The sequence below is a fragment of the Pampinifervens navoyensis genome (assembly GCF_046159715.1).
GTDB lineage: Bacteria > Aquificota > Aquificia > Aquificales > Aquificaceae > Pampinifervens.
Genome location: NZ_JBJXCT010000002.1, coordinates 129116 through 154834, shown reverse-complemented (window position 1 = coordinate 154834; position 25719 = coordinate 129116). Strand labels below are relative to the sequence as shown.

Below are 25719 nucleotides of genomic sequence, written 5' to 3'. Positions count from 1 at the left end.
TCCTGAACCCTTTGATGACTTATCTCAAAAAGTCTTAAACTATTATACATGCCGGAAGTCAGGAGTAAACTGAGCAAGGCTCAGAAGGCGGCCATACTGCTCATGGCCATGCCACCACAGGTGGCGGTGGAGGTAATGAAAGAACTCTCCGACGATGAGATTCAGGAAGTTCTACTTCATGCCACAAACATTGAAGGTATAACCCTGAAGGACATAGAAGAGGTGGCAAAGGAGTTTATAGAAGAATACAGGGCAACCTCCTTTATAACTCCAGACATAGATGCACTGCTTGAGTTTGCAAGAAAGGCTCTTCCACCAGACAAGTTTGCCAAGATATACGAGTTTCTGAGCAGTTCAAACCTCATAAAAAGCTTTCAGGAACTTGAGAGGGTTGACAGCAAAATACTTGCAAACATACTGATGGGTGAGCATCCCCAAACTATAGCGGTGGTTCTTTCTCAGCTAAACCCCAACAAATCTGCAGAGATACTAAAGCTGCTTCCGGACACTGTTGGAATAGAAGTGGTAAAGAGGCTTGCAACCCTTGAAAACATATCTCCCGAGTTCTTCGGTGAACTGATAGAGGTTCTTGCAGAAGAGATAAGAAGTATGGGGGTTAGCGGAATAATGCAGAAGATGGAGGGAATTACTCTAACCGCGGAGCTTCTCAATATGCTTGACAGAGATACCACCAACAGAATACTGGCAAAGCTGGACGAAGAGGACCCATACCTTTCAGAGAAGATAAAGGAAAAGATGTTCACCTTTGAAGACATCCGAAAGCTGGACAACAGGGCAATAGTGGAAATACTCAAGGCTGTAGAAAAAAGCACTCTCATAATAGCTCTTAAAGGGGCACCCGAGGACATAAGGGAAAAGTTCTTCTCCAACATGTCCAAAAAGGCTGCTGACATTATGAGGGAGGACATGGAGGCTCTTGGACCCTTAAGGGCTTCAGAGGTAGAAAAGGCGCAGAAACAGGTAATACAGGTTATAAAGAACCTGGCAGACCAGGGAGTAATAGACATAACAGGCGGGGAGACCTATGTCTAAGGGGGAGTTCAGACCACTTCACCATCTACATAACCTGGAGCACAAAGAAGAGATACAAACTCCGCAAGTCAAGGAAGATGCTGGAAAGCTTCAGCCTCCATGTGAAGAGTTGGAACTCCGATGGCAAGCGGAAAGGGAAAAGCTGAAGGAAGAAATCGGAACTCTCAAGTTCCAGCTGGAAAACCTTGAAAGGGAAAGGGCAAAGGTCCTTGAAGAGAGGGACATGGCTCTCAAAGAGTTAGAGGAGAAAAGGGCGGTTGAGAAGATTCTTGAGAATCTATCGGAAAGGCTCATAGAAGCCTTTAAGAACATAAGGGTAAACATGAAGGAAGAAGTAATTGAGCTTGTTTCCAAGCTTTTGAGAGAGCTTCTTGTCACTGACCTTATACCAAAGGAAGATGTTATCCTGAGAGCTCTTTCAAAAGTTCTTGAGTCGGGGGTTGAGCTCAAGGGCCAGGTGGTTCTCTACCTTAACCCCAAGGACTTTCACAGAATTTCCCACCATCTGGAAAGTCTGAAAGAAAGACTGGGAGATGGAGTGCAGATTAGCCCAGTAGTAAAGGGAGAACTGAAGGAAGGGGAGTTCCTCATAGAAACACCAAAGCTTTGGATAGAGAGGCGATACGATGAGGTGCTGCAGGACCTTCTTGAGGATATGAGAAATGAGGGGAGTGTCTAGAATATACCATAAGGTTTACAGGGCGAGCGGTGTTTACCTTGAAGCCTACAATACAGACGGGGCAGTAGGAGACCATGTGATAATATTCCCACACAGAAACAGGCCTGTTGAAGGGGAGATAATCGGCTTTAACGAGGACAGATGCATAATAATGCCCTTCAGCTATCCATCTGGAGTAAAGGCAGGTGATAAAGTATGGATAAAAAAAGAGCACATTTCCACCCTTGTGGGAAAAAATCTTCTCGGTGAACTGCTTGACCCCTTTGGAAGAAGGCTTTCAGATGGTTCACTCCCCGCTGGTGAAAGAAAGCCCATTCTCCTTGAAGACATAAACCCCCTGGAGAGGGAAAGGATAAGGGAAACCTTTGACTGCGGCATAAGGTCAATAAACGCACTCCTGACGCTGGGGAAGGGTCAGAAGGTGGGAATATTTGCGGGTGCTGGGGTGGGCAAGAGCACGCTTTTGGGTATGATAGTGAAAAACAGCAAAGTGGACGCGGTGGTTCTTGCTCTGATAGGTGAGAGGGGGAGGGAAGTGAGAGAGTTTGTGGAGGATGTGCTCGGGGAAGAAGGAAGGAAGAAAAGTGTAATAGTGGTAACCACCTCAGACCAGACCCCCATACTTAAAGTAAAGGGAGCACTGAGTGCTCTTGTCCACGCAAGATATCTTGCAGACATGGGGCTGCATGTGCTCCTCCTTATGGACTCCATCACGAGGCTTGCCATGGCTCAGAGGGAGGTAGGGCTGTCTGCGGGAGAGCCACCCACCATGAAAGGCTATACACCTTCGGTTTTCTATTTGCTTTCAAAGGTTGTGGAAAACTGCGGGAATTTTAAAAAGGGTAGTATAACAGGCATATTCAGCGTCCTTGTGGAGGGGGATGATATAAGCCTTGACCCTGTTGCAGACTCCCTCATGGGCGTTCTTGATGGGCATATAATCCTCTCAAGGAAGAGGGCAAACGCAGGCATACACCCTGCCATAGACCCTGTAAGGAGCCTCAGCAGGCTCATGCCTCAGGTGGTAAGTAAGGAGCACATGCACATGGCCATGTATATAAGAGAAGTGCTGAGCGCCTACGAGTCTATGGAAGATATGGTAAACCTCGGTCTTTACAATCCCGGGAGCAATCCTCTTGTGGACAGGGCAGTAAAGAACTATGAAGAAATCAGAGAGTTTTTCAAACAGGGTGTGGATGAGAAGGTAAGTTATGAAGAAAGTCTGGAAGCCCTGAAGAGGCTTTACGACAAACTGGTATAATTTTAATACCATGGTGGAAATCAAAAGTTATGCCGAGGAAAAGGTAGAGCTTGCCCGCTCTACGCTGAGAAGGCTTATGTCTGTTACAACGCACATAAAGAACAGAGCCCTCCTAAGGGCCGCAGAGCTACTGCAGGAGAAAAGAGATTTTATAAAAGGAGAGAACCAGAAGGATATAGATTATGCAAAATCTCAGGGACTTCCTCCAGCCCTCATAGACAGACTGCTCCTCAACGACAAACGCATAGAGGGTATGGTAAAGGTTCTCAGAGATGTGGCAGGGCTTCCAGACCCTGTGGGAGAGATAACGCGCATGTGGACTCTGCCCAACGGTCTTCAGGTGGGCAGGATGAGGGTTCCCCTCGGGGTAATCTTCATAGTATACGAAGCAAGACCCAACGTGACCATAGAGGCCGCCTCTCTGTGCATGAAGTCTTCAAATGCGGTTATACTGAGGGGTGGAAAAGAGGCTATAAACTCCAACAGAGCCCTTGTGGAGATACTCCGTCAGGCATGCAGAGAAACAGGCTTTCCGGAGGAGGCAGTGCAGTTCATAGACAGACCTGAGAGGGAAATAGTATGGGAAATCCTTGGAATGGAGGGCAAGGTAGATGTGGCGATTCCAAGGGGCGGTGAAAGTCTCATAAGGGCCGTGGCGGAGAAGGCAAAGGTGCCTGTAATAAAGCACTACAAGGGGGTCTGCAACATATACGTGGACGAGGAGGCAGACCTCATAAAGGCCTATCACATAGTATACAACGCCAAGGTTCAGAGGCCATCTGTCTGCAACGCCGTGGAGAACCTCATAATCCACAGAAGCCTTTTAAACAGCTTCTGGCCAAGGATGGCTGATATACTGGGAAGGGCTGGCGTAGAGCTAAGGTGCGACCAGGAAAGCCTTCAGGCAATAAGGTCAAGACCGGAGCTGTCCCATGTGAAGGCAGTGCCTGCAACGGAGGAGGACTACTATGAGGAGTTCCTTGACCTTATACTGGCGGTAAAGACTGTGGGTAGCCTTGAGGAGGCAATGGACTTCATAGAAAAATACGGCTCAAAGCACTCAGACGCCATCATAACGGAAAACTACACAAAAGCCATGAAGTTCATAAAAGAAGTGGACTCAGCAGCCGTATATGTGAACGCCTCCACACGATTTACAGATGGGAACGAGTTTGGTCTTGGTGCGGAGATGGGTATTTCTACAGATAAGATACATGCAAGGGGTCCAATGGCTCTTGAAGAGCTCACAATCCAGAAGTTTGTAATACTGGGTAATGGACATTTGAGAGACAACGTAGGGGTTCCGCCTGAATGGATGCCATAGATACGCAGGACCTTATAGATTTTCTGACAAAGGGAGAGAGGTCAGAAAGGCTGGAAAACTACTTTAGAGAGGTTGAAAGAAAGAAGGGCAAAGTCTTTCTCTCCAACTACACGCTCCTTGAGCTGGCATACCTTCTTGAGTTTAACTTTGGAATCAGCAAAGACCTGATAGCAAGGAGTCTGAGAACAATGATTGAAGACAGGCTATTTAGAGTGGAGGGCAAAAGGGACCTTGAAGAAGCTCTGAAGCTTTATTCAGAGGGTATGGACTTGCTTGAAGCCCTGAAAGAAGTTCAGCTAAAAAGATTCAATGCAGAGAGGATAAGGCTATGAAGATAAACATAACCCTTGACCTTGCACCCTTTATGCCCTGGCTGAAGAGCTACGATAGGGATAAATTCACAAGGGACCTGATAGCTGGCCTTACAGTGGCTGCGGTGCTGGTTCCCCAGTCCATGGCTTACGCACTTCTTGCAGGCATGCCCCCCATATACGGGCTATACGCCTCCTTCCTGCCGGTTATGGTGGCTGCATTATTTGGAAGTTCAAGGTTTCTGGCAACGGGACCAGTGGCCATGACTGCACTGCTTACCGGGTCTGCCCTTTATGGGCTGGCGGAGCCCGGCAGTGAAAGGTGGGTCATGCTTGCAGCAGTGCTGGCACTCATGGTGGGCTTTATAAGGCTAACTGTGGGTATTTTTAAGCTCGCCTTTGTGGTAGAGCTCATATCTAACAGTGTGATAGTTGGTTTTACCAGCGCCGGTGCACTGGTTATAGCCCTCAGTCAGGCCGGGCATCTTCTTGGCTTTAAGATAACTCAGAGCACCCACATATACGAGGTTCTTGCGGACATAATAAGCAAGCTTTCCCAGACAAATCCATACACGCTTATTGTGGGTGTTGTCGCCTACGCCATAATATGGTTCTCAAAGAGGATAAGCCCTCTCCTTCCTGGTGCGCTCCTTGCGGTTTTCATAACCTCTATAGCCTCATATTTTCTGGGCCTCCAGAATTTTGGTGTCTCCCTGGTGGGAAATGTGCCAAGTGGTCTACCTCCCCTTGAGATTCCGTCGGTGGACTACAGAACCTTTTCCCAGCTCTGGGTGGGTGCAATCGTAATATCTGCCTTTGGTCTTATGGAGGCTGTGGCCATAGCCAAGCAGCTTGCCATAAGAGCGGGGGACAGATGGGACCCAAATCAGGAGCTTGTAGGTCAGGGGCTTGCCAATGTGGTGGCAGGTCTTTTCAAAGGCTTTCCAGTGGGTGGCTCCTTTTCGAGGTCAGCCCTCAACTTTCAGCTTGGTGCAAAGACGCCCATCGCCAGCGTTATAACAGGTGCCGTTATCGGTCTTACCCTGCTCTTTCTTGCGCCCTTTTTCTACTACCTTCCGAAGGCAACGCTTTCCGCCATAGTGCTCTCTGCGGTTATAAGTCTTATAAGACCTCAGGAAATACTCAGGCTCTACAGGATAAACCCAGTAGATGGCATTGTGGCGGGAGTGACCTTTGCCACCGTCTTTTTCATGGACCTGTGGGTTGCCATAACTCTTGGAACTCTCATAGCCTTTGGAAGCTTTGTATACAAGACCATGTATCCCAGGATTGTGGTGCTCACGAGGAACCCGGGGTCTTCCACCTTTGTGAACGCAGAGAGGGAAAAACTCCCTGAGTGTCCCCAGATACTGTACATAAGACCCAACATGTCCATATACTTCGGCAACGCCGAATATGTGTATGAGTATGTGCTTCAGAGGGTGGAGGAGAGGAAAAAGGCCCTCAAGTTTGTGCTTCTTGACCTGGAGGCGGTTAACTACATGGATGCATCGGGGAGCCTGATGCTGGTAAGGCTTCTTGACAGAATAAGGGCTATGGGTGCGGAGCCTGCTCTTGCCAACATAGGATGCACCGTATACCCACTTCTTGAAAATGTGGAGCTTGACAAACATATGGACATAGACTACGTGTTTGACTCAAAGGGTCAGTCCATAGTGGAGCTTTTCAAAAAACTTGACCACGAATACTGCAGAAAGAGATGTCCCTACGCTGTCTTCAAAGAATGCTGGAGTGTAAAGGAGCAGGGCTTCAAGCCTGTGGAAAAGGTGGCGTGAGCCTCTTTCAGCCATGAACAGGCGGTTGGTTGGCTCTATTACCGCAAAGGGTGGTTTTGCCAGTGAGCGAGCCATAGCTCAGAAGTTTAACAACTACAGGAAAGATAGCGAGGCGCAGGCATGGTTAAGGTATATGGGATACGAACCAGATAAGATAAGTGAGCTACACGCCGAAGTCGTGCCAGTGAAAATATCTAAGGAAATGGCTGTAAAATACGGGCTTGATATCAATAAACTTAAGCATGATATTCTATATAAGAAGAGCGATGTGCAAGTAAGAATATATTTGATTTACGATAATACACTTTTTGTTGAAAATGTATCAGTTAAAAAAGCGAACAGTGATGCAGACTATAATCAGGTTGATAAGCGAAGAGTGGATAACTACAGAGAAATGTGGGGCTTTGATGAAGAGATTGCTCTGTGGCTTAAATACTTTACGGGTGAGGTAAAACCACCAGAAGGCTACGCTCGCAGAGACCATAGAAGGCTTTTCTTTGACGAGATGCCCGAAATGATAAGGGAAAAGATAGTTGATTTTTTCAGAAAAAACAAAATGTTGGTGGTTTGCGATGTTCTAAAAGGTAGAGGTGCCCTATCGGCAGACTGGCTTATAGTTGCGAGATATGTAAAGGAAAAGGATATTACAGATTTTGCAATATCAGATATAAACATTGCAATAAACTTTTTCGGAAGAGGAGATGTCCGCATATCTCCGATGGGCAACCTTTACATAGGCAGGATAACAATGCAGAGAAAAGGTGGAACACCAGACCCTACAAAGCTACAGTTTAAAATAAAACCCTGCCAGATATTTGAACTTAGAGGGTAGTTATGGAGCTAAACAAGGTATACTTGGGAGATTGCATAGAGATAATGAGAGAGTTCCCTAATGAATGCATAGACCTGATTTTTGCAGACCCACCCTTTAATATAGGCATAAGGTATGACAAATGGAAGGATAGTCTGGAGTATGAGGAGTATCTGCAATGGTCAGAAGATTGGTTGAGGGAAGCCTATAGAGTTCTAAAAAAAACCGGCTCAATATATGTAGCTATAGGTGATGAGTTTGCTGCGGAACTTGTGATAATCATGAAAAGGCTTGGTCTATACATGAGAAACTGGATAATATGGTATTATACCTTTGGACAACACCAAAAAAAGAAGTTTACACGCTCGCACACACACATTCTGTATTTCACGAAGGATAAGGAAAGATTTACCTTTAACTCAGATGAGATAAGGGTTCCCTCTGCAAGACAGCTTGTATATCGGGATAGAAGAGCAAACCCAAAGGGTAGAATTCCCGATGACGTGTGGACCTTCCCGAGGGTATGTGGCACTTTTAAAGAGAGAGTTGGAAGACACCCCTGTCAGATGCCGGAAGCTCTCCTTGAGAGGGTTATTCTCGCCAGCTCAAATCCAGGGGATATTGTGCTTGACCCTTTTGGAGGAACTGGCACAACTGCAGTTGTAGCCAAAAGACTTGGAAGAAATTTCATAACCATTGAGCTCTCTGAAACATACTACAGTGTAATTATAGAAAGATTGCGAAAGGAGGAGATTCAGGGTAAACTGTTTGAAGTATATAAACCCCTTGCCAGTATGTAATCCTCAACCTTCTCCGGCACCATCCACCTTATACTCCTTCCGTTTTTCAACCTTTCCCTTATCTCCGTGGAAGATATGTCTATGCGCCTTACGGATAAAAGGTAAAAATCCTCTCCCTCTCTGAGCTTTGGGAAGTTTTCTTTTATGTATCTTTTCAACCTCTCCCATTTGCCTTCCCTGTCCACCACCACAAAGCGTGCAAGAGATATGAGCTCATGGGGCTCTCTCCAGAGGTGAAGGCTCAGAAAGCTGTCTGCACCCACAAGGAAAAAGGGTCTTTCTCTCTGACCTGCATAGAGCTCTCTTGCGGTGTCCACCGTGTAGGATATGCCACCCCTTTCTACCTCCATACTGCTCACCTCAAAGCCTTCAAGACCTTCAACAGAGAGTTTAAGCATTTCAAGCCTGTCCTCCGGACTTGCCATGTGGGGCTCCTTCAGGGGTGCCTGATGGGCAGGCACAAAGACCACACTTTCAAAGTCCATAGCTTCTCTCACATCCCTTGCCACGAGGAGATGACCAAGATGAACAGGGTCAAAGCTGCCGCCAAAGAAGAGCTTCATGCTGTGTTAAAATCTTAGCATGTTCTGCGTAGATTTATCGGGTAAAAGAGCCCTTGTAACAGGGTCCACAAGGGGCATTGGAAGGTCAATAGCTGAGTTTCTTGCAAGGGCGGGTGCAAAGGTAGTTATAACTGGAAGGGATGAGCTGAGGGCTGAAGAAGTGGCAAGGCAGATAGGAGAAAGCAACGGTGTTGAGGCTTTTGGAATTGCCATGAACATGGCAGATGAAACTTCAGTAAGAGAAGCTTATGCAAGAGTTGAGGAAAGGTGGGGAGGTGTGGACATACTGGTGAACAACGCAGGCATAACCAGGGATAAGCTTTTTCTGAGAATGTCCCTCAAGGACTGGGAAGAGGTAATAAGGACAAACCTTACCGGCACTTTTCTGATAACATCCCTCGCCACAAAGGCTATGTTAAAAAACCGCTGGGGAAGGGTCATAAACATATCCTCCGTTGTGGGCTTTACGGGCAATCCAGGACAGGTAAACTACGCCTCTACAAAATCTGCCCTACTTGGCTTTACCAAAAGCCTTGCCAAAGAGCTGGCAAGTAGAAACATTACAGTTAACGCAGTGGCACCGGGCTTTATTGAAACAGACATGACCGCCGTGCTCTCAGAAGATATAAGGAAGAACTATTTAAAAAACATACCTCTGGGAAGGTTTGGAAAGCCAGAGGATGTGGCGGGTGTGGTCCTATTCCTGTGCTCGGAGCATGCCGGCTACATAACGGGTGAAGTGCTCCATGTAAACGGTGGAATGTATTAACCTTTTTCCATGCCCGTGTGCTACATAGCCTTTGGCAGCAATGTGGAGGACAGGCTCTCTTACATCCTGAAAGCCCTTGAGCTTTTGAAGGACTATGGCTCTATCCTGAAAGTCTCCACCCTATACATAAGCAAACCCTGGGGCAAGACAGACCAGCCTGAGTTTATAAACGGCGTCCTTGAGTTTGAAACTAAGCTGGAACCTATAGGCCTCCTTAAAGTTTTGAAGGAAATTGAGCAGAAGACTGGCAGGAAGCCAAGGGAAAGATGGGGACCGAGGGAGATAGACCTTGACATACTGCTGTATGAAAACCACATCCTGATGCTCAGCTTTCTGAGAGTTCCGCATCTTTACCTGACAGAGAGGGATTTTTTCCTTTTCCCACTTCTTGAGCTGAACCCAAACCTACTTCACCCTCTCAGGAGAGATAGGCTTCAGACTTATGCAGAAAAGCTCGAAAACAATCTGAAGCCCTTTGCCTGTCTTCTACCACTTTAGTTCGCTTCTTTTGGCATAGGTCTGTGGCTTTGCCTGGAAGAAGTCGGTTTTTGTGTCGTTTATCGTTCTGAACTGGTCTATCCATTTCATTGGGTTGTCTGTAACCTCCGGATAGAGTGGTTTGTAGCCAAGCTGCGTGAGCCTGAGGTTGGAAAGATACTTTATATACCTGTCTATCAGGTAATCGTTCAGCCCAAGTATCTGGTTCTGGGTCACGTATTTGCCCCACTCTATCTCCTTTTCCGTGGCAAACCTGAAAAATTCATAGACCCATTTTTCAAGCTCTGGCGTAAAAAGTTCTGGCTGTTCTTCCCTGAGGGTAAGGATGATGTTTCTAAAGAGGGTCACATGCGTAAGTTCATCCCTGTTGATATACTTTATCTGCTGAACCGTATTCCTCATCTTCCCCTGCCTTCCCAGGGTATAGAAGAAGGCAAAGCCAGAGTAAAAATACAGACTCTCGAGCACATAGTTCCCGAAGACTGCCTTTATGAAGTTTTCTTCTGTTGGTTTTCTTATGAACTCGTTGTATAGCTCTGCGATGACCCTGTTGCGTTCCATAAGAACCTGGTCCTGCCTCCAGTAGTTGTATATCTCGTCCGCAATCCTGGGGTCCACAACGCTCTCAAGCACAAACTGGTAAGAATAGCTGTGAAGTGCTTCCTGAAACTCCTGGGAAGTGAGAGCCATAACAAGCTCAGGTGCTGTAATGTAGCGTGCAAACTCTTTAAGCATGTTCACCTGATAGGAGTCAAGGGCTATAAGGAAGGAGAGAACCATCTCATAGGCTCTTTTCTCATACTGGGATAGCTCCTTCTCATACTGTTTTCTGTCCTCATTCATAGGTATCTCTTCGGGAATCCAGAAGTTGGTAAAGCCCATTGTCTTGTAGAGGTCAAAAGCCCACTGATACTTGACGCTGTTCAGCTCCATTATGTTGGTGGGATTGCCAAAGGCTATCCTTCGCTTTGAGGGTTCTCTGTCGCCTCCTGGATTGAAGATTATAGTCCTTTCCATCTTCTACCTCCTCATGTGGAGCAGCTTTCACATTCTTCAATGTCTGTCATGGACTTGCTCCTTGTATAGTAAACTGTTTTGAGTCCAAGTTCCCAGGCAAGTTCGTAAAGTCTTGAAAGCCTTGGACCATCTATCTGCTCGGGGTCTATGAAGAGGTTAAGGGACTGCGCCTGGTCTATCCACTTCTGCCTTGCAGCCGCCGCTCTTATGACCCATTCCTGGTCTATACTGTAGGCGCTCTTGTAGTGCCAGAAGTATCTATCAATCTCTGGAGGCACCTGAGGCAGGATGCCAGACATGTTTTCCTCTTTGTAAAACTTGGCAAAAATTGGGTCTATGGAAGGTGTGGCACCCACTATGAGGGAGGTGGAGCCCGTGGGCATAACTGCCAGCAGATAGGCGTTTCTCATGCCGTTCTTTTTGACCTCTTCCGCAAGGGATACCCAGTCAAAACCGTTCTTTGAAATCCTCCTGTTTTCCTCCGCAGACCTTCCAAAGAATACACCCCTGCTCCAGTCTGAACCTTCAAAGAGGGGATATGCTCCCCTTTCCTTTGCCAGCTCCATGGAACCCTTTATAGCGTAGAAGGCTATTCTTTCAAAAAGCTCCTTTGTAAACTCAAGGTGCTCCTCTGACTCCCACTGGATACCCTTTTTTACAAGGCAGTAGTGGTAGTTGCTCACGCCTATACCTATGGACCTGTATCTGCGATTTGTCCACTCTGCCTCCTTTATTGCATAGAAGTTTATGCTTATCACATTGTCCAGCATCCTTACAAGAAGCGGCACCACCCTTTCCATATCCTCCTTTGAGTAGACTTTTCCAAGGTTTATAGACCCCAGATTGCAGACCACTACATCACCGGCTCTTTTCCTGTGGACTATGGTGCCATCCTCCTGCAGGGTATCCTCTATGTGCGTGGTTGCAGACATGTTCTGCACTATTTCATGGCATAAATTAGAGCTGTATACCATTCCGCAGTGTTTGTTGGGGTTAAGTCTGTTTGCGGTATCCCTGAAAAAGATATAGGGCTCCCCCGTTTCAAAGACAACGGTCAGAAGCCTCTTCCAGAGCTCAAAGGCGTCCACTTCCTTCTTTGCGTTGGATGGAACCTCCCTTTCCAGCCTCTCGTATAGCTCCTCAAACTCTTCTCCGTAGAGGTCCTCAAGGTTTTTGCCATCCTTTACATTCTTGCAGTAGTAGGGGTCAATAAGGGTCCACTTCTGCCTTGCCTTAAGCCTTTTCATAAATAGGTCGGGTATGGCTATAGCCGGATGTATGTCGTGAGCCTTTTTCCTCTCATCGCCCACGTTGGTCTTTACTTCAAGAAATTCCAGTATGTCCTTGTGCCATATGTCAAGGGTTATACTTGCAGAACCCTTTCTCATCCCGAGCTGGTCCACATATATCATCACATCGTTGAGAATTTTGACCACCGGAAGGACGCCAGAGCTTGCCCCCTTGAACTTCCTTATGGGAGCGCCCGTTGCCCTTATCTTTCCAAGGTATATGCCAAGACCACCTGCAAACTTGGAAATCTGACCAGCCTTCTGCACGTTGTCAAAAATGTCATACAAGTCGTCATCCACCGTAAGCACAAAGCAGGAGCTCAGCTGTGTGTGGGTTCTTCTGGCGTTCATCAGAGTAGGGGTGGCAAGAGATACTTCATGTCTGCTCATAAGGTCATAGAAGAGTTTTGCATAGCCGAGTCTATCTTCCCTTTTCTCGGGAAGAGCGAGGGTCATGGCTATTAGCATATACATCTCCTGAGGAAGCTCTATTATGTTTCCATCCTCATCCCTCACCAGATACCTGTCTGCAAGCACCTTTATTCCTGTGTAGGTAAAAAGCAGGTCCCTGTCTGGGTCTATATATCTGGCGAGCTGGTTAAAGTCCTCTTCTGTGTATTCCCTGATAAGATAATCTCCATATATTCCCCTTTCCGCGTAGGTTTTTACAAGCCTGTAGAAACTCTCCGGGTTGTAAGGTTTGTATTTACCGTTTATCTTGTCCTTTACCTTATAACCCCTGAGATGCCCCACATCCTTGTAAAGGTCGTAAAGAAGGAGCCTTGCCGCCACATACTGCCACTGAGGAGTCTGAGGTGAAACCTTTTCTGCTGCTGTCCTTATAAGGAGCTGCTGTATCTCCTTTGTGCTTATGCCGTCCCTGAACTGTATCTGAGCATCCAGCTCCAGCTCCATAGGGTCCACGTCTATACCTGCACACGCAAAATCTATGACTATACGAATCTTGGAAATGTCCAGAGACTCCTTCTTTCCGCTCCTTTTGAGGACGTGCATGGGTTTACCTCCTTTTTTTATACTCTTCTGATAGTAAGAATTTTAGTTTATGACCATACACAGCAGGTGGCAAGTTCAGAGATACTTGAAAAATCCAGACTTCTGTCAAGTATCCTTAGTACGGGTTCTTCCATGAAAACCCTTCTGAGGTGCATTACTCCAGCCTCAGATGAGCTATTGCTTCAATATGATAGGTATTGGGAAAGTTATCAACCATCCTCAGGCTCGTCAGTCTGTATCCACCCTTTACCAGAACCTTCAGGTCTCTAGCGAGGGTTGTGGGCTCACATGAGACATATACAATTTCTCGGGGACTGTTCTTAAGAATAAGCTTTGTCTCGCCATCGGAAAGTCCTGACCGCGGTGGGTCAAGGAAAAGAAGGTCTATGGCTTCTCCTGCATGTCTTTTGAGGGCTTCCATACTGCTTTCCTGCTGAAAGCTCACATTGCTAACAGAGTTGATTCTGGCGTTATACTCTGCATCTCTTATGGCAGACCTGCTTGTGTCGTAGGAGAGGACAAAGTCGGACCTGCCAGCAAGGAAAAGGCTAAAAAAGCCTATTCCACAGTGTAGCTCAAGCACCCTGTCGAACCTCTCTCCGGGAAGGGCAGAATTCACAAAGGCTTCCCAGAGAAGATGGTTCACCTGAAGGAAGGAGTCCATACTTACCCTGTATCTGTAGGGACCAATCCTTACAAAGGTAAAATCTCTGCCGATGGTATGCAACCTGTGTTCTCTGTAAAGACAAACGCCAACAACTTTCTTGGGAAGCGTGGTTTCTGTAAGCTTTTTAAGCCTTTCTCTTGGAAAGCTTTTCTCTGAAAGGAGCTTGAGGAGGGCCTCTCCCTCCTGCGGGGAGTAAAGCACATGTATTTCCTTAAGACCATCAAGCCTGACCGCAAGCTCCTTCAGGGACGGAATAAGCTCGTTGATAGCAGGATGCGCCACAAGGCACTTCTCTATCTCCACAAGTCTGTAGCTCCTTCTCTCAAAGAATCCCAGCTTTCCACCGGAAACTTTGAACTGGACCCTGACCCTGTATGCAAACTCTTCAGAAAAGAGGGAAGGTTCAAGCTTACTTACCTTCAGCTTTCCAATCCTACTCAGTGTTTCAAGAAGTATCTCTTCCTTTGACTTTATCTGAGCTGAATATTCCATATGCTGGAGCTGACAGCCTCCGCAGGTCCCAAAATAAGGGCATGGTGGTTCTCTCCTGGCAGAGGAGGGCATTATCACCTTCTTCACCCTTGCAAGAGAATAGTCCTTCTTTTCCTGAAGGCTCTGAACATCCACTATCTCTCCAGGAAGGGCATAGTCCACGAGAACATTTTTGCCCTCCTTCTGTGCAAGACCATAACCACCGTAGACGAGCTTTTTTATGTATAGACCTTCCTGAGAGTTCATGTAAGTTTCATCAGGGCTTCAAAGTCTTCCTCAGACATCACATCTATATGCCAGCCCGTAAGTCTGTTTGCCAGTTTGACATTTACACCATACTTACCTATGGCAAGGGACAGCTTTTCTTTAGGCACCGCTACCTCCGCCCTTTTGTTCTTTCTGTCAAGCCTTATCCTTGACACAGGAGCGGGGGATATGCTTCTCTTTATAAGTTCCTCCTCATCGGAGGTCCATCTTATTATGTCTATCTTTTCACCAGAAAGCTCCTCAGATATGGGGGCTATTCTTGAACCTCTTATACCCACTATAACACCCACGGGGTCAATCTTGGGGTCTTCGGAGTGCACGAGCACCTTTGCCCTCTCTCCCGGCTCTCTAACTATGGCTTTTATGACCACATCACCTCTGGCAACCTCCGGCACCTCATGTTCTATGAGCTTTTTGAGAAATCTGGGATGCGTCCTTGACAGTATAATTTCGTACCTTCCCTTTTTTTCTCTCACGCTGAGAAGCAGGGCTTTGAGTCTGCTCCCCTGCTTGTATTCCTCTTTCCTTATCTGTTCCCTTGGTGGAAGTATCCCCACCACCTTACCCAGGTCCACTATAACCTCTCCTTCATCCGTTACCCTCCTCACTATGCCAAACACTATCTCTCCCTCTCTTTCAAGGTATTCAAGGTATCCCCTCTCCTCCTCCGCCTTTTCCAGCTCTTTCAGAAACTCCTCTTTTGCTGCGTGGGCGGCAATTCTGTTCACATCCTCTGTTGATATGTCCAGAGGAAACTTTGCCAGCTCACCGTTTTTCCTTCTCACTATGCATACCTTTATCTGGTCATCCTCAAGGTGCACTTCAAGCTCTTCCTTTATCCTCCTGTCCCTTTTTATGGCGAGTGCTATGGCGTTCTTAAGAGACTTCTCTACAACCCATTCAGGAAGGTTCTTATCCTTTGCCACCTGTTCTATGAGCTTCTTGAGGTTTTTTACCATCTTTCAAGCTCCAGGTTGGCTCTGGCGATGATGGAGAGGGGAATGTGGTATTCTTTACCCGTATCCTTTTCCTTGAGCCGAAGGATGCCTTCTCTAATCTCCTCTATGTATCCCCTGAACTCTCTCTTTCCTTCCACAGGTTCTCTGAGAACCACCCTTATGAGCCTTCCCTGAAAGAACTCAAAGTGTGAAGGTTTTGTTAGCTCTCTTGTCAGCCCGGGTGAGGATACCTCAAGCACATAGGAAACAGGTATTATATCCTCCACATCCAGCAGGGCGCTTATTCTTTTGCTTACCTCCTCGCAGTCCCCAAGGGTTATGCCTCCTTCCTTATCAAGTATTATTCTGAGCACCCATCCCCTCTCAGACCTGAACTCCACATCGAAAAGTCTGTAACCCATGTTTCTCACTATTGGCTCCACAAGCTCCTTCACTCTTTCCGCTATCAACTTTTCCTGCAAATGCATGGTTTTACAATTATAGCACTGTATAATGTTCTGAGTATGGAACTTGAAACAGTTGTATCAGAAATAAAGAGGGTGCTGAAGGGGAAGGACGAGGTAGTGAACTACTCCCTCATATGCCTCCTTTCTGGAGGGCATCTTCTTTTGGAGGATGTGCCAGGTGTGGGGAAAACAACCCTTGCCCTTTCAATGGCAAGAGTTCTGGGTCTTTCCTTTGCAAGGATTCAGTTCACAAGCGACCTTCTTCCTTCAGACATACTTGGAGTGAGTCTCTACGATCAGTCAAAAAAGTCCTTTGTTTTCAAGAAAGGGCCCATATTCAACAACCTCATACTTGCAGATGAGATAAACAGGGCTACACCCAAAACCCAGAGTGCCCTTTTGGAAGCCATGGCAGAGGGGAAGGTCTCCGTGGATGGCGTAACCCACGAGCTTCCACAGCCCTTCTTCGTTATAGCAACCCAGAACCCTGTGGAACAGCACGGCACTTATCCTCTTCCAGAATCCCAGCTTGACAGGTTCAGCATGAGGCTGAGCCTCGGATACCCAGACATGGAAACGGAGGCCCAGATATTGAGGGGAGAAAATCCCCTTGAAAAAGTTGAAAGGTTAAAACCGGTGGTAAAGCTTCAGGACCTAGCCTCTGTCATGGAAAGTATAAGAAAGTTCTACGTTTCTCCAGAAGTTGCCCACCTTGCGGTGGAAATAGCCCATGCCACCAGGCAGCACCCTGGGATACTGCTCGGTGTATCCACGAGGGGTCTCATGCACCTCATAAACTGCGCCAAGGCGATGGCCTTCACAAGGGACAGAGATTTCGTTGTTCCAGAGGACATTCTTGAACTTGCCCCACTATGCCTTTCTCACAGGATAATAACACGAGAGGGGGAGCAGGCGGACGAAATCATGAGGAGTATAGTTGAAAAACTCAGAGCTTCCTTTAAAACTTAACAATTTTTTCATAAAGAGCGATGTATAATATATACAAGTCAAGGAAAGGAGGTGGAAACATGAGAAAGGCAGTTCTTGCTGTAGCTCTTTTCTCCGGAGTTGTATTTGCCCAACAGAAGCCCATGGACCCCTGCGGAAGTCCTCAAGAGGTTTTCTCTAAATACATGTTGGACAAGTGCTACAAGGGATATTTTGATGCAATAGTTGAGAGCAAGAAGCTGGCAGAAGAGGCAAACAAAAAGGCAGAAGAGGCAAACAGGAAGGTTGGAGACCTTGAAGGAAGGGTTAAGAAGCTGGAGGGTGTGGCTGAAGACCACGAAAAAAGGATAAGGGCTCTTGAACAGAGGCCAGCACCTGCACCCAAAAGAGAAGATGGAGTTGGTCCCTACAGATGGCAGCTGGAGGAAGTAGGAGTGGTTTTCTTTGATTTTGACAGGTTCAACATAAAGAAGTCTGAAGCCAAAAAACTTGACGATATGGTGGAAAAGCTAAGAGGCGATAGCAGAGAGGTGCTTATAGTAGGTTTTGCAGACACAAGGGGAAGCAGCAGGTATAACTTCAACCTATCCATGTGGAGGGCGCAGATGGTTGCCAGCTATCTTGCAAAGAAGGGAGTAGACATTGGAAGAATGAGAATAGCCTCTTACGGTAAGGAGGTGGCAGACCTTCTGGGTCCAAAACATGCGCAGCAGAGGGCTGTGAGAATCTATCTCATAAAGTAATCCCTTATCCTTCTGGCACCCTCTCTGAGGGTGCCTCCATCCTTTGCAAAGGATATCCTTATGTATCTATCTGTGTTGTTGGTTCCAAAATCTATACCCGGCGTAACTGCAACCCTTGCCTTTCTCAAAAGCTCCTGCGACAGGCTGTAGCCATCAAGTCCATACTTTTCTACGCTCGCCCAGATGTAGAAGGCACCATCGGGATATGCATCAATATCAAGTAAATCCCTTAAATCCGCGTAAAGAAAATCCCTTCTCTCCCTGTAAACATCCCTGACCCTTCTCAGATAGTCATAGTCAAAAGCTTCCAGGGCAGCATACTGGCTCAGAACTGGGGCAGATATGTAGAGGTTCTGTATAACCAGCTCTGCCCTTCTTACCATATCTTCATCAGGGAGTATCATCCAGCCAAGCCTGAAGCCAGGCATGCAGAAAGCCTTTGAAAACCCATTTATAACTATAGCCTTCTGGCTGAATTCAAGGGCGGTTTTTTCCTTTCTATCATAAACAAGACCATGGTATATCTCATCCGATATGAAGTATTTACCCCTCTCCTCACAGTATTCTACAAGTGCCTTCAGATTATCCTCCTCATAGAGTGTGCCAGTGGGGTTTGCAGGAGAGGATATATGGACAGCAGTAAAGTCCTGGAGGTCTTTTAACTGGTCGGGGACTATCTGATACCTTGTGCTTCTGTCTACCCTTACAAAAAGGGGCTCTATGTCCAGCACATGAGCAAAGTTCTTGTAGCAGGGGTAGGAAGGGTCAGAAAGCACAACCTTTTCTCCTGCGTTCATAAGTATGGCATAGGCCACAAGAAAGGCTCCTGATGTGCCCGTTGTTATGATAACTCTTGATGGGGATACGTCAACATGATAGTATTCGTAATAGTGCCGGGCTACGCGTTCCCTGAGTTCCCATAGGCCGAGGCTTGGTGTGTAGAAGTATCTCTTTTCCCTCACAGCCCTCTCAAGAGCCTCTACTGCACCGGGTGGAGGTTCAAGGTCTGGCTCGCCTATTTCCATATGGACTACATCCCCTATGTTCTGAGCCTCCTTTTCCAGAATCCCAGCTTGACAGGTTCAGCATGAGGCTGAGCCTCGGATACCCAGACATGGAAACGGAGGCCCAGATATTGAGGGGAGAAAATCCCCTTGAAAAAGTTGAAAGGTTAAAACCGGTGGTAAAGCTTCAGGACCTAGCCTCTGTCATGGAAAGTATAAGAAAGTTCTACGTTTCTCCAGAAGTTGCCCACCTTGCGGTGGAAATAGCCCATGCCACCAGGCAGCACCCTGGGATACTGCTCGGTGTATCCACGAGGGGTCTCATGCACCTCATAAACTGCGCCAAGGCGATGGCCTTCACAAGGGACAGAGATTTCGTTGTTCCAGAGGACATTCTTGAACTTGCCCCACTATGCCTTTCTCACAGGATAATAACACGAGAGGGGGAGCAGGCGGACGAAATCATGAGGAGTATAGTTGAAAAACTCAGAGCTTCCTTTAAAACTTAACAATTTTTTCATAAAGAGCGATGTATAATATATACAAGTCAAGGAAAGGAGGTGGAAACATGAGAAAGGCAGTTCTTGCTGTAGCTCTTTTCTCCGGAGTTGTATTTGCCCAACAGAAGCCCATGGACCCCTGCGGAAGTCCTCAAGAGGTTTTCTCTAAATACATGTTGGACAAGTGCTACAAGGGATATTTTGATGCAATAGTTGAGAGCAAGAAGCTGGCAGAAGAGGCAAACAAAAAGGCAGAAGAGGCAAACAGGAAGGTTGGAGACCTTGAAGGAAGGGTTAAGAAGCTGGAGGGTGTGGCTGAAGACCACGAAAAAAGGATAAGGGCTCTTGAACAGAGGCCAGCACCTGCACCCAAAAGAGAAGATGGAGTTGGTCCCTACAGATGGCAGCTGGAGGAAGTAGGAGTGGTTTTCTTTGATTTTGACAGGTTCAACATAAAGAAGTCTGAAGCCAAAAAACTTGACGATATGGTGGAAAAGCTAAGAGGCGATAGCAGAGAGGTGCTTATAGTAGGTTTTGCAGACACAAGGGGAAGCAGCAGGTATAACTTCAACCTATCCATGTGGAGGGCGCAGATGGTTGCCAGCTATCTTGCAAAGAAGGGAGTAGACATTGGAAGAATGAGAATAGCCTCTTACGGTAAGGAGGTGGCAGACCTTCTGGGTCCAAAACATGCGCAGCAGAGGGCTGTGAGAATCTATCTCATAAAGTAATCCCTTATCCTTCTGGCACCCTCTCTGAGGGTGCCTCCATCCTTTGCAAAGGATATCCTTATGTATCTATCTGTGTTGTTGGTTCCAAAATCTATACCCGGCGTAACTGCAACCCTTGCCTTTCTCAAAAGCTCCTGCGACAGGCTGTAGCCATCAAGTCCATACTTTTCTACGCTCGCCCAGATGTAGAAGGCACCATCGGGATATGCATCAATATCAAGTAAATCCCTTAAATCCGCGTAAAGAAAATCCCTTCTCTCCCTGTAAACATCCCTGACCCTTCTCAGATAGTCATAGTCAAAAGCTTCCAGGGCAGCATACTGGCTCAGAACTGGGGCAGATATGTAGAGGTTCTGTATAACCAGCTCTGCCCTTCTTACCATATCTTCATCAGGGAGTATCATCCAGCCAAGCCTGAAGCCAGGCATGCAGAAAGCCTTTGAAAACCCATTTATAACTATAGCCTTCTGGCTGAATTCAAGGGCGGTTTTTTCCTTTCTATCATAAACAAGACCATGGTATATCTCATCCGATATGAAGTATTTACCCCTCTCCTCACAGTATTCTACAAGTGCCTTCAGATTATCCTCCTCATAGAGTGTGCCAGTGGGGTTTGCAGGAGAGGATATATGGACAGCAGTAAAGTCCTGGAGGTCTTTTAACTGGTCGGGGACTATCTGATACCTTGTGCTTCTGTCTACCCTTACAAAAAGGGGCTCTATGTCCAGCACATGAGCAAAGTTCTTGTAGCAGGGGTAGGAAGGGTCAGAAAGCACAACCTTTTCTCCTGCGTTCATAAGTATGGCATAGGCCACAAGAAAGGCTCCTGATGTGCCCGTTGTTATGATAACTCTTGATGGGGATACGTCAACATGATAGTATTCGTAATAGTGCCGGGCTACGCGTTCCCTGAGTTCCCATAGGCCGAGGCTTGGTGTGTAGAAGTATCTCTTTTCCCTCACAGCCCTCTCAAGAGCCTCTACTGCACCGGGTGGAGGTTCAAGGTCTGGCTCGCCTATTTCCATATGGACTACATCCCCTATGTTCTGAGCCTCCTTGAGGATGTCCATAACTATAAAAGGACTTACCCTGTCAAGTCTTCCCATCTTTAATGTTCTCTAGTATGAACCTTGCTATACCAATTCCTCCCGCCTCCGCCAGCTTTTTACTGAGATTTTCAAGGAAGGTATCGTAGTATAGCCTGGTGTCAAAAGACTTACTCTCAAGAATTGGCTTGAAGGCTGCCTTCAGAATCTCCTTGAGAAGTATGGATTCAAACTCAATAGCAACTTCTTTCTCGTCCTTTTTCTGAATATCCGCATAACCCAGGCCGGGGTTTGAAAAGAGCACCTTTCTGCTGAGGTCCATTGCTAAAATTATAATATGCTCCCTTTTCTTCTTCTCCTCCTTTTTCCCATGAGCCTCTTTGCTCAGGTTTTTATCATATCCAATTACCCACTCAGGAAAAGCAATCTGGAGAGGACTGTAAACCAGCAGAATTACAGGGAAATGATTGATATTATCAGGAAAATAGAGGATGTGAAGGATGTTTACCTCATGGAGGATGGAGAAAGTATATACATATATGTGGAGAGGTTTCCAATAATTAGGTCTATACATATAAGGGGAAACGTGGCACTTCTGAGGGAGGAGATACTTTCATACCTTGGCTTTTATGAGGGTATGCCTGTGCGGGGTCCTGAGTTCAGAGAGGGAGATGTAGAAGAAAGGATAAAAAGGCTTTACATGGACAGAGGTTTTCTTGACACCTCAGTAGGCGTGACGCTGATAAAAGACGAAGAAGGTTACATAGACCTCTACATAGGAATAGATGAGGGACCAGTATATTTTACAGAGGGAGGAGTATACAGAGGTTCAAGCTACCCACCCTCCATCCTGGACCAGGCAATAGGGCTTGTAAGAGGTAGAGTGGTAAAGGAAAGCCTTTTCAGAGATAGCGTGTTTCAGCTCCAGGACTTTTACATAGGGGAAGGGTTCTGGGATAGCTTTGTCTACTACGAGGGTCTGGAAAAGCTAAGACTAAAAAGACCCTTCTACGAGGTTCTTATGCCAAGAGAAATGGAGGTGAAAAGGAAACCCTTAAGAATACTCGGCTCAATATCTGAAGGCATATCAAACCTTTTCAGCCATCCCCTTGCCACCCTGGGTGCCATAACAGGAAGAGGCTTCGTTGCCAGACCCATCTTTCAGATAATTGAAGGAAAAAGATACAGAGTGCACGCAGAAGGTGCTTCCTTTTTCACAGAAAAGGAGCTCGCAGTAATAAGCGGTCTGGAAAGAAAGGGGGTTGACCCCTTCTCTCTTGAGGAGGCAAAGGAAAACATCATAAGGGCTTACCACAGAAAGGGTTTTTTTGATGTGAGGGTTGACTACGAAGTAAAAGGAGAGAGCATAAACTTCAGAGTCCAAGAGGGGGAAAGATACAGGATGGTTGGAGAAGGCTTTGAGGGACAGCTCTACGACGAGGACACACTGGAAGCGCTCCTGAATTCTCAACTTGAAAAGCTCCGCAAGGATGGTTACACTCTTGCGACTGGCAGGTTAGACAAGGATATTCTCAGAGATGAAAAGAGCGTGAAAGTGCGCATAGAAATTATTCAGGGTAAAAAACAGGTTTTGAAAGACTTGAAATACGAAGGAGAAAATAAAAAAATAGAAAACCTATTCAAAAAACACAGAGAAAAACTTCCAGCCATATTCAACACAGACTTTATTGAAGCTCTGAACCTTGACCTTCAAAACTATTTCCTCAAAAAGGGACTTATGGAGGGTGAATATGATATAGATGTAAAGATTGAAGAGGATGAAAAAACAACCTTTTACATATACATATACAGAGTGAAGGAAGGACCAGTATACAAAACAGGCGAAACAGTTTATTACGGCTATAATAAAACTTCACTCCGTGAACTCTCCTACATGACGGAGAAGTCAGAAGATTACTCGGAAATGTTAAACGACATGACCTTGCACAACATGCTGAGCAGTGGAATTTTCAGCGGTGTGTCCATAGATACTTTTGTTGACCGAGAGAAAAAGCTTGTGCACCGTCTGATTCAGGTATCTGAAGACAAAAGAGGAATCTTTGACCTTTCCCTTGGATACAACACGGAAGAAAATATCTCCCTTGAGAGCTTTCTTGGTTTGAAAAACCTCTTTGGACTGGGCATTTCCTCTGGATTTAGATACAGAAGGACTGGCAAGAGAGAGCTGTATGACCTGAGCATTTCAGACAATTTTTTCTTTTCAAGCAGATACTGGTTTAAATCAAACATGTTTAAAAGCTATGAGGAGCACAAAAGCTACACGCTTGACTCTTATGGTTCTAACCTTCAGCTGGGATACAGGATAACAAGGGACACATCCATAGGTCCTGTTTTCAGCATTTTGAAAAATAAGGTGGACGGACAGGTATTTCATATCAGAAAATATGGGACCTTTCTCATAAGAGAGTTCAAGGACGACATTTTCTCACCCAGCAGGATACACTACGATAGCATAAGTTTCAGCCTTGTAGAGGGAGATGCGCGTTACGCCAGATTTGACCTCTCCACCTTTTATCTGATACCCATGCAAAGAGGTCTTAAACTCAGCTTTAAGGTAGCAAGTGGCGCGGTGTGGGGGGATGCACCCATATTTGACAGGTTTTTCCTGGGAGGTCTTAGGGACCTGAGGGGCTACTCCTTTGAGGAGGTAGGTCAGCCTGATGGCGGCAAGTATTACACCTTTGGAAGGCTTGAATTCATACTTCCACTGAGAGAGCCCTTTGTGGGAGTTGTTTTTGGAGATGCCGGAAGCGTTGCCAACAAGCCCAGAGACCTTTTCAGGGATGTTAAAGCAGACGCAGGTGGAGCATTGGGTGTGAACACACCAATAGGACCCATAAGGCTGGACATAGCCTTCCCCTTTGAAAAGGAATGGTTCAGAAAGTTTAAAGTGTATCTATCTGTGGGCTACTACTACTGAGGCCTTCGCTTTTCTATCTTGTTTTTGTATTCCTGTATTTTCTCCCTTCTGTGCTCAGGGTTTGCAAAGTAAAGAACACTTAGAAAGAAAGAAAGAGCAACAAGTAACAGAAGTATTATGAGTGCAAGCTTCTTTCTCATATTTAAAGGGGGCGCGCAGGCCCCGTCAGCTTATTGCTTCCTGTGCTGTTTTTCAAGCCACTCGTAGTTGTATGGGTCCCAGTCCTCTGGCATATGAGGTGTCTTATCGAAGTTATGAGGTGGTGGTGGAGAGGGTATGAGCCACTCAAGGGATGGAGACTGCCAGGGGTTGTCTTCCGCCTTTTTGCCAAGCTTTGTGGAGAGAAGAAGGTTTAAAATGGCTATGAGCACGCCAAAACCGAGTATCATTGCACCCACGGTCTGAAGTTCATGGAGCCTTATCCAGCTCTCTATAGCCGGGTAGTCTGCATACCTTCTGGGCATTCCCTCAAGACCTACTATGAACTGGAGGAAATAGAAAAGGTTGGAGCCTATCATAATTACCACAAGTCCTATCTTAGCCCACAGCTCGCTATACATCCTGCCTGTGAATTTTGGATACCAGTAGTGGAAGCCACCAAAGGCTGCAAGGGTCAGAGCCATGCCCAGCACGTAGTGGAAGTGAGCAACCACGAAGTGGGAGTCGTGAACCGCGATGTCAAAGGCCGGAAGTCCTAGGGGTATACCCGTAAGACCACCTATAAGGAACATGAATATGGAGCTCAGTGTGTAAAGCATGGGCGCAGTAAACCTCACAGAGCCCTTGTAGAGGGTAAATATCCAGTTGAATATCTTTATACCCGTGGGAACACCTATGAGGACTGTTGTGTAGGAGAAAAGTATCCTTATCCAGTCTGGCACACCGCTGGTAAACATGTGGTGTATCCAGACCATAAAGCCAAGTATGGCTATACCCCATATGGCTATTATCATTGAGGTCCTGCCAAAAATCTCCCTCCTTGAGAAGGTGGCTATCATCTCAGATATTAGACCAAAGGCTGGAAGTATCATAACGTAAACAACGGGGTGAGAGTAGAACCAGAAGAGGTTCTGATAGAGAAGTGGGTCTCCACCCCTCGTAGGGTCAAAGAAGGCGGTATGGAAATACCTGTCCATAAGGAGCATAGTCACTGCACCCGCAAGGGCAGGAACACCAAGAATCTGAATAACGTTCATGGCAAGGAAAGAGTGCAGAAAGAGGTTCATCTTCTTGAGGGTTATGCCAGGTGCCCTCATGGTGAGGTTTGTTACTACCAGATTTATTGCACTTGCAAGAGATGAAGCACCCAGCATATGTATTATAAGGGCGTAAAAGGCTACGGGTCCTGCGTTTTCGTTAAGAGAAAAGGGAGGGTAACCCGTCCACATCATCCTTATGTGGTTGCCCGGGAGAAGGGTTATGAGGGCAAGCACGCTCGCGGCGAAGAAAAACCAGTAGCTCAGGGCGTTGAGCCTTGGGAATGCAACATCTCTTGCTCCTATCATCAGGGGCAGAAGATAGTTACCAAAAGAGCTCCATATGGCAACAGCCCACCAGAACTGCATGAGAACTCCATGCACCGTGAGAGCCTGATTGTAAGTATCCTCCCCCATATACTGCAGACCAGGTTGATAGAGCTCCATCCTTATGGCAAGGGCAGATAGACCAGCTATGAGAAAGAAAACAAGGCTGGTTACCCCGTACATGATACCTATCTTCTTGTGGTCCGTGGTAAATATCCACTCTTTAAGACCCGCACTGAAATAGGGCCTGTAGCTCACTGCAGCCAT

At 46.6% G+C, this 25719-nt stretch carries 26 protein-coding genes; 15 read left to right on the top strand and 11 right to left on the bottom strand.

Going from position 1 to position 25719, the window contains the following annotated elements; translation table 11 throughout:
* Window positions 1-48: 48 nt before the first annotated feature.
* The 8 genes from fliG to ACKRDP_RS02380 are packed head-to-tail and all read left to right on the top strand — an operon-like array spanning window position 49 to window position 8035.
* Complete coding sequence (fliG, locus tag ACKRDP_RS02415; protein ID WP_409153156.1) at window positions 49-1053, top strand: flagellar motor switch protein FliG; 1005 nt, start codon at window positions 49-51, stop codon at window positions 1051-1053.
* Complete coding sequence (locus tag ACKRDP_RS02410; protein WP_409153155.1) at window positions 1046-1732, top strand: FliH/SctL family protein; 687 nt, start codon at window positions 1046-1048, stop codon at window positions 1730-1732. The genes fliG and ACKRDP_RS02410 overlap by 8 nt, the downstream gene beginning before the upstream one ends.
* Window positions 1716-2993, top strand: a complete 1278-nt coding sequence (locus tag ACKRDP_RS02405) for a FliI/YscN family ATPase (RefSeq protein WP_409153154.1) — start codon at window positions 1716-1718, stop codon at window positions 2991-2993. The genes ACKRDP_RS02410 and ACKRDP_RS02405 overlap by 17 nt, the downstream gene beginning before the upstream one ends.
* Before the next feature lie 19 nt (window positions 2994-3012).
* Complete coding sequence (locus ACKRDP_RS02400; protein ID WP_409153227.1) at window positions 3013-4317, top strand: glutamate-5-semialdehyde dehydrogenase; 1305 nt, start codon at window positions 3013-3015, stop codon at window positions 4315-4317.
* Entirely contained in the window at window positions 4305-4649 is a 345-nt protein-coding gene (locus tag ACKRDP_RS02395) for a hypothetical protein (protein ID WP_409153153.1), read from the top strand. The genes ACKRDP_RS02400 and ACKRDP_RS02395 overlap by 13 nt, the downstream gene beginning before the upstream one ends.
* Window positions 4646-6424: a SulP family inorganic anion transporter gene (locus tag ACKRDP_RS02390; RefSeq protein ID WP_409153152.1), complete on the top strand. Its 1779-nt coding sequence runs from the start codon at window positions 4646-4648 to the stop codon at window positions 6422-6424. Before ACKRDP_RS02395 ends, ACKRDP_RS02390 begins: the two co-directional genes overlap by 4 nt.
* A 13-nt stretch (window positions 6425-6437) precedes the next feature.
* Entirely contained in the window at window positions 6438-7256 is an 819-nt protein-coding gene (locus tag ACKRDP_RS02385) for a PDDEXK family nuclease (protein ID WP_409153151.1), read from the top strand.
* Between the two features lie 2 nt (window positions 7257-7258).
* Window positions 7259-8035 carry a DNA-methyltransferase gene (locus ACKRDP_RS02380; protein ID WP_409153150.1) on the top strand — a complete coding sequence of 259 codons (777 nt, stop codon included), beginning with the start codon at window positions 7259-7261 and terminating at the stop codon, window positions 8033-8035.
* Here the strand turns inward: ACKRDP_RS02380 and nadD are convergent.
* Window positions 7990-8598 (bottom strand): nicotinate-nucleotide adenylyltransferase, encoded by a 609-nt coding sequence (nadD, locus tag ACKRDP_RS02375; protein WP_409153149.1) that lies wholly within the window; start codon window positions 8596-8598, stop codon window positions 7990-7992. The genes ACKRDP_RS02380 and nadD overlap by 46 nt on opposite strands.
* 19 nt (window positions 8599-8617) lie before the next feature.
* Between nadD and fabG the strand changes: the two genes are divergently transcribed.
* Window positions 8618-9367, top strand: coding sequence for a 3-oxoacyl-[acyl-carrier-protein] reductase (fabG, locus tag ACKRDP_RS02370; protein ID WP_409153148.1), 750 nt, complete (start codon window positions 8618-8620; stop codon window positions 9365-9367).
* A 9-nt stretch (window positions 9368-9376) separates the two neighbouring features.
* On the top strand, window positions 9377-9865 hold the full coding sequence (folK, locus tag ACKRDP_RS02365) for a 2-amino-4-hydroxy-6-hydroxymethyldihydropteridine diphosphokinase (RefSeq protein ID WP_409153147.1): 489 nt from the start codon (window positions 9377-9379) through the stop codon (window positions 9863-9865).
* Here the strand turns inward: folK and ACKRDP_RS02360 are convergent.
* The 5 genes from ACKRDP_RS02360 to rimP all read right to left on the bottom strand — a co-directional run bounded on the left by ACKRDP_RS02360 (window position 9854) and on the right by rimP (window position 16037).
* Window positions 9854-10882 carry a ribonucleotide-diphosphate reductase subunit beta gene (locus tag ACKRDP_RS02360; protein WP_409153146.1) on the bottom strand — a complete coding sequence of 343 codons (1029 nt, stop codon included), beginning with the start codon at window positions 10880-10882 and terminating at the stop codon, window positions 9854-9856. The genes folK and ACKRDP_RS02360 overlap by 12 nt on opposite strands.
* Before the next feature lie 11 nt (window positions 10883-10893).
* The gene (locus ACKRDP_RS02355; protein WP_409153145.1) at window positions 10894-13185 is read right to left on the bottom strand and encodes a ribonucleoside-diphosphate reductase subunit alpha; all 2292 of its coding nucleotides are present in this window, start codon (window positions 13183-13185) and stop codon (window positions 10894-10896) included.
* 154 nt (window positions 13186-13339) lie between these two features.
* Complete coding sequence (locus ACKRDP_RS02350; RefSeq protein WP_409153144.1) at window positions 13340-14590, bottom strand: class I SAM-dependent RNA methyltransferase; 1251 nt, start codon at window positions 14588-14590, stop codon at window positions 13340-13342.
* Window positions 14587-15570, bottom strand: coding sequence for a transcription termination factor NusA (gene nusA, locus ACKRDP_RS02345; protein ID WP_409153143.1), 984 nt, complete (start codon window positions 15568-15570; stop codon window positions 14587-14589). Before nusA ends, ACKRDP_RS02350 begins: the two co-directional genes overlap by 4 nt.
* The gene (rimP, locus tag ACKRDP_RS02340) at window positions 15564-16037 is read right to left on the bottom strand and encodes a ribosome maturation factor RimP (RefSeq protein ID WP_409153142.1); all 474 of its coding nucleotides are present in this window, start codon (window positions 16035-16037) and stop codon (window positions 15564-15566) included. Before rimP ends, nusA begins: the two co-directional genes overlap by 7 nt.
* A 36-nt stretch (window positions 16038-16073) precedes the next feature.
* Between rimP and ACKRDP_RS02335 the strand changes: the two genes are divergently transcribed.
* Entirely contained in the window at window positions 16074-16985 is a 912-nt protein-coding gene (locus ACKRDP_RS02335; protein WP_409153141.1) for an AAA family ATPase, read from the top strand.
* Window positions 16986-17044: 59 nt separating this feature from the next.
* Complete coding sequence (locus ACKRDP_RS02330) at window positions 17045-17707, top strand: OmpA family protein (RefSeq protein ID WP_409153138.1); 663 nt, start codon at window positions 17045-17047, stop codon at window positions 17705-17707.
* Here the strand turns inward: ACKRDP_RS02330 and ACKRDP_RS02325 are convergent.
* Window positions 17692-18732 carry a pyridoxal phosphate-dependent aminotransferase gene (locus ACKRDP_RS02325; protein ID WP_409153140.1) on the bottom strand — a complete coding sequence of 347 codons (1041 nt, stop codon included), beginning with the start codon at window positions 18730-18732 and terminating at the stop codon, window positions 17692-17694. The genes ACKRDP_RS02330 and ACKRDP_RS02325 overlap by 16 nt on opposite strands.
* 62 nt (window positions 18733-18794) lie before the next feature.
* Between ACKRDP_RS02325 and ACKRDP_RS02320 the strand changes: the two genes are divergently transcribed.
* Together ACKRDP_RS02320 and ACKRDP_RS02315 are read left to right on the top strand one after the other, a co-directional pair.
* Entirely contained in the window at window positions 18795-19220 is a 426-nt protein-coding gene (locus tag ACKRDP_RS02320) for an AAA family ATPase (protein WP_409153139.1), read from the top strand.
* 59 nt (window positions 19221-19279) lie between these two features.
* Window positions 19280-19942, top strand: coding sequence for an OmpA family protein (locus ACKRDP_RS02315; RefSeq protein ID WP_409153138.1), 663 nt, complete (start codon window positions 19280-19282; stop codon window positions 19940-19942).
* Here ACKRDP_RS02315 and ACKRDP_RS02310 read toward each other — a convergent pair.
* A complete protein-coding gene (locus tag ACKRDP_RS02310) occupies window positions 19927-21048 on the bottom strand; it encodes a pyridoxal phosphate-dependent aminotransferase (protein ID WP_409153137.1) in 1122 nt (373 codons plus the stop codon). The genes ACKRDP_RS02315 and ACKRDP_RS02310 overlap by 16 nt on opposite strands.
* The gene (locus ACKRDP_RS02305; RefSeq protein ID WP_409153136.1) at window positions 21035-21310 is read right to left on the bottom strand and encodes a hypothetical protein; all 276 of its coding nucleotides are present in this window, start codon (window positions 21308-21310) and stop codon (window positions 21035-21037) included. Before ACKRDP_RS02305 ends, ACKRDP_RS02310 begins: the two co-directional genes overlap by 14 nt.
* 15 nt (window positions 21311-21325) lie before the next feature.
* On the opposite strand from ACKRDP_RS02305, the gene ACKRDP_RS02300 reads away from it, so the two are divergent.
* Window positions 21326-23929, top strand: coding sequence for a BamA/TamA family outer membrane protein (locus ACKRDP_RS02300; protein ID WP_409153135.1), 2604 nt, complete (start codon window positions 21326-21328; stop codon window positions 23927-23929).
* Here the strand turns inward: ACKRDP_RS02300 and ACKRDP_RS02295 are convergent.
* A complete protein-coding gene (locus ACKRDP_RS02295) occupies window positions 23923-24069 on the bottom strand; it encodes a hypothetical protein (protein ID WP_409153134.1) in 147 nt (48 codons plus the stop codon). The genes ACKRDP_RS02300 and ACKRDP_RS02295 overlap by 7 nt on opposite strands.
* A gap of 30 nt (window positions 24070-24099) precedes the next feature.
* A complete protein-coding gene (locus tag ACKRDP_RS02290) occupies window positions 24100-25719 on the bottom strand; it encodes a cytochrome c oxidase subunit I (RefSeq protein WP_409153133.1) in 1620 nt (539 codons plus the stop codon).

Bases quoted from the DNA above. Each gene is read 5' to 3' on its own strand.
- nadD (WP_409153149.1), bottom strand. From the start codon at position 8,598: ATGAAGCTCTTCTTTGGCGGCAGCTTTGACCCTGTTCATCTTGGTCAT.
- ACKRDP_RS02380 (WP_409153150.1), top strand. From the start codon at position 7,259: ATGGAGCTAAACAAGGTATACTTGGGAGATTGCATAGAGATAATGAGA.
- ACKRDP_RS02395 (WP_409153153.1), top strand. From the start codon at position 4,305: ATGGATGCCATAGATACGCAGGACCTTATAGATTTTCTGACAAAGGGA.
- ACKRDP_RS02355 (WP_409153145.1), bottom strand. From the start codon at position 13,185: ATGCACGTCCTCAAAAGGAGCGGAAAGAAGGAGTCTCTGGACATTTCC.
- ACKRDP_RS02305 (WP_409153136.1), bottom strand. From the start codon at position 21,310: ATGGACCTCAGCAGAAAGGTGCTCTTTTCAAACCCCGGCCTGGGTTAT.
- ACKRDP_RS02360 (WP_409153146.1), bottom strand. From the start codon at position 10,882: ATGGAAAGGACTATAATCTTCAATCCAGGAGGCGACAGAGAACCCTCA.
- fliG (WP_409153156.1), top strand. From the start codon at position 49: ATGCCGGAAGTCAGGAGTAAACTGAGCAAGGCTCAGAAGGCGGCCATA.
- ACKRDP_RS02310 (WP_409153137.1), bottom strand. From the start codon at position 21,048: ATGGGAAGACTTGACAGGGTAAGTCCTTTTATAGTTATGGACATCCTC.
- ACKRDP_RS02410 (WP_409153155.1), top strand. From the start codon at position 1,046: ATGTCTAAGGGGGAGTTCAGACCACTTCACCATCTACATAACCTGGAG.
- ACKRDP_RS02405 (WP_409153154.1), top strand. From the start codon at position 1,716: ATGAGGGGAGTGTCTAGAATATACCATAAGGTTTACAGGGCGAGCGGT.
- folK (WP_409153147.1), top strand. From the start codon at position 9,377: ATGCCCGTGTGCTACATAGCCTTTGGCAGCAATGTGGAGGACAGGCTC.
- fabG (WP_409153148.1), top strand. From the start codon at position 8,618: ATGTTCTGCGTAGATTTATCGGGTAAAAGAGCCCTTGTAACAGGGTCC.
- ACKRDP_RS02295 (WP_409153134.1), bottom strand. From the start codon at position 24,069: ATGAGAAAGAAGCTTGCACTCATAATACTTCTGTTACTTGTTGCTCTT.
- ACKRDP_RS02330 (WP_409153138.1), top strand. From the start codon at position 17,045: ATGAGAAAGGCAGTTCTTGCTGTAGCTCTTTTCTCCGGAGTTGTATTT.
- nusA (WP_409153143.1), bottom strand. From the start codon at position 15,570: ATGGTAAAAAACCTCAAGAAGCTCATAGAACAGGTGGCAAAGGATAAG.
- ACKRDP_RS02320 (WP_409153139.1), top strand. From the start codon at position 18,795: ATGAGGCTGAGCCTCGGATACCCAGACATGGAAACGGAGGCCCAGATA.
- rimP (WP_409153142.1), bottom strand. From the start codon at position 16,037: ATGCATTTGCAGGAAAAGTTGATAGCGGAAAGAGTGAAGGAGCTTGTG.
- ACKRDP_RS02325 (WP_409153140.1), bottom strand. From the start codon at position 18,732: ATGGAAATAGGCGAGCCAGACCTTGAACCTCCACCCGGTGCAGTAGAG.
- ACKRDP_RS02390 (WP_409153152.1), top strand. From the start codon at position 4,646: ATGAAGATAAACATAACCCTTGACCTTGCACCCTTTATGCCCTGGCTG.
- ACKRDP_RS02350 (WP_409153144.1), bottom strand. From the start codon at position 14,590: ATGAACTCTCAGGAAGGTCTATACATAAAAAAGCTCGTCTACGGTGGT.
- ACKRDP_RS02385 (WP_409153151.1), top strand. From the start codon at position 6,438: ATGAACAGGCGGTTGGTTGGCTCTATTACCGCAAAGGGTGGTTTTGCC.
- ACKRDP_RS02335 (WP_409153141.1), top strand. From the start codon at position 16,074: ATGGAACTTGAAACAGTTGTATCAGAAATAAAGAGGGTGCTGAAGGGG.
- ACKRDP_RS02290 (WP_409153133.1), bottom strand. From the start codon at position 25,719: ATGGCTGCAGTGAGCTACAGGCCCTATTTCAGTGCGGGTCTTAAAGAG.
- ACKRDP_RS02315 (WP_409153138.1), top strand. From the start codon at position 19,280: ATGAGAAAGGCAGTTCTTGCTGTAGCTCTTTTCTCCGGAGTTGTATTT.
- ACKRDP_RS02300 (WP_409153135.1), top strand. From the start codon at position 21,326: ATGCTCCCTTTTCTTCTTCTCCTCCTTTTTCCCATGAGCCTCTTTGCT.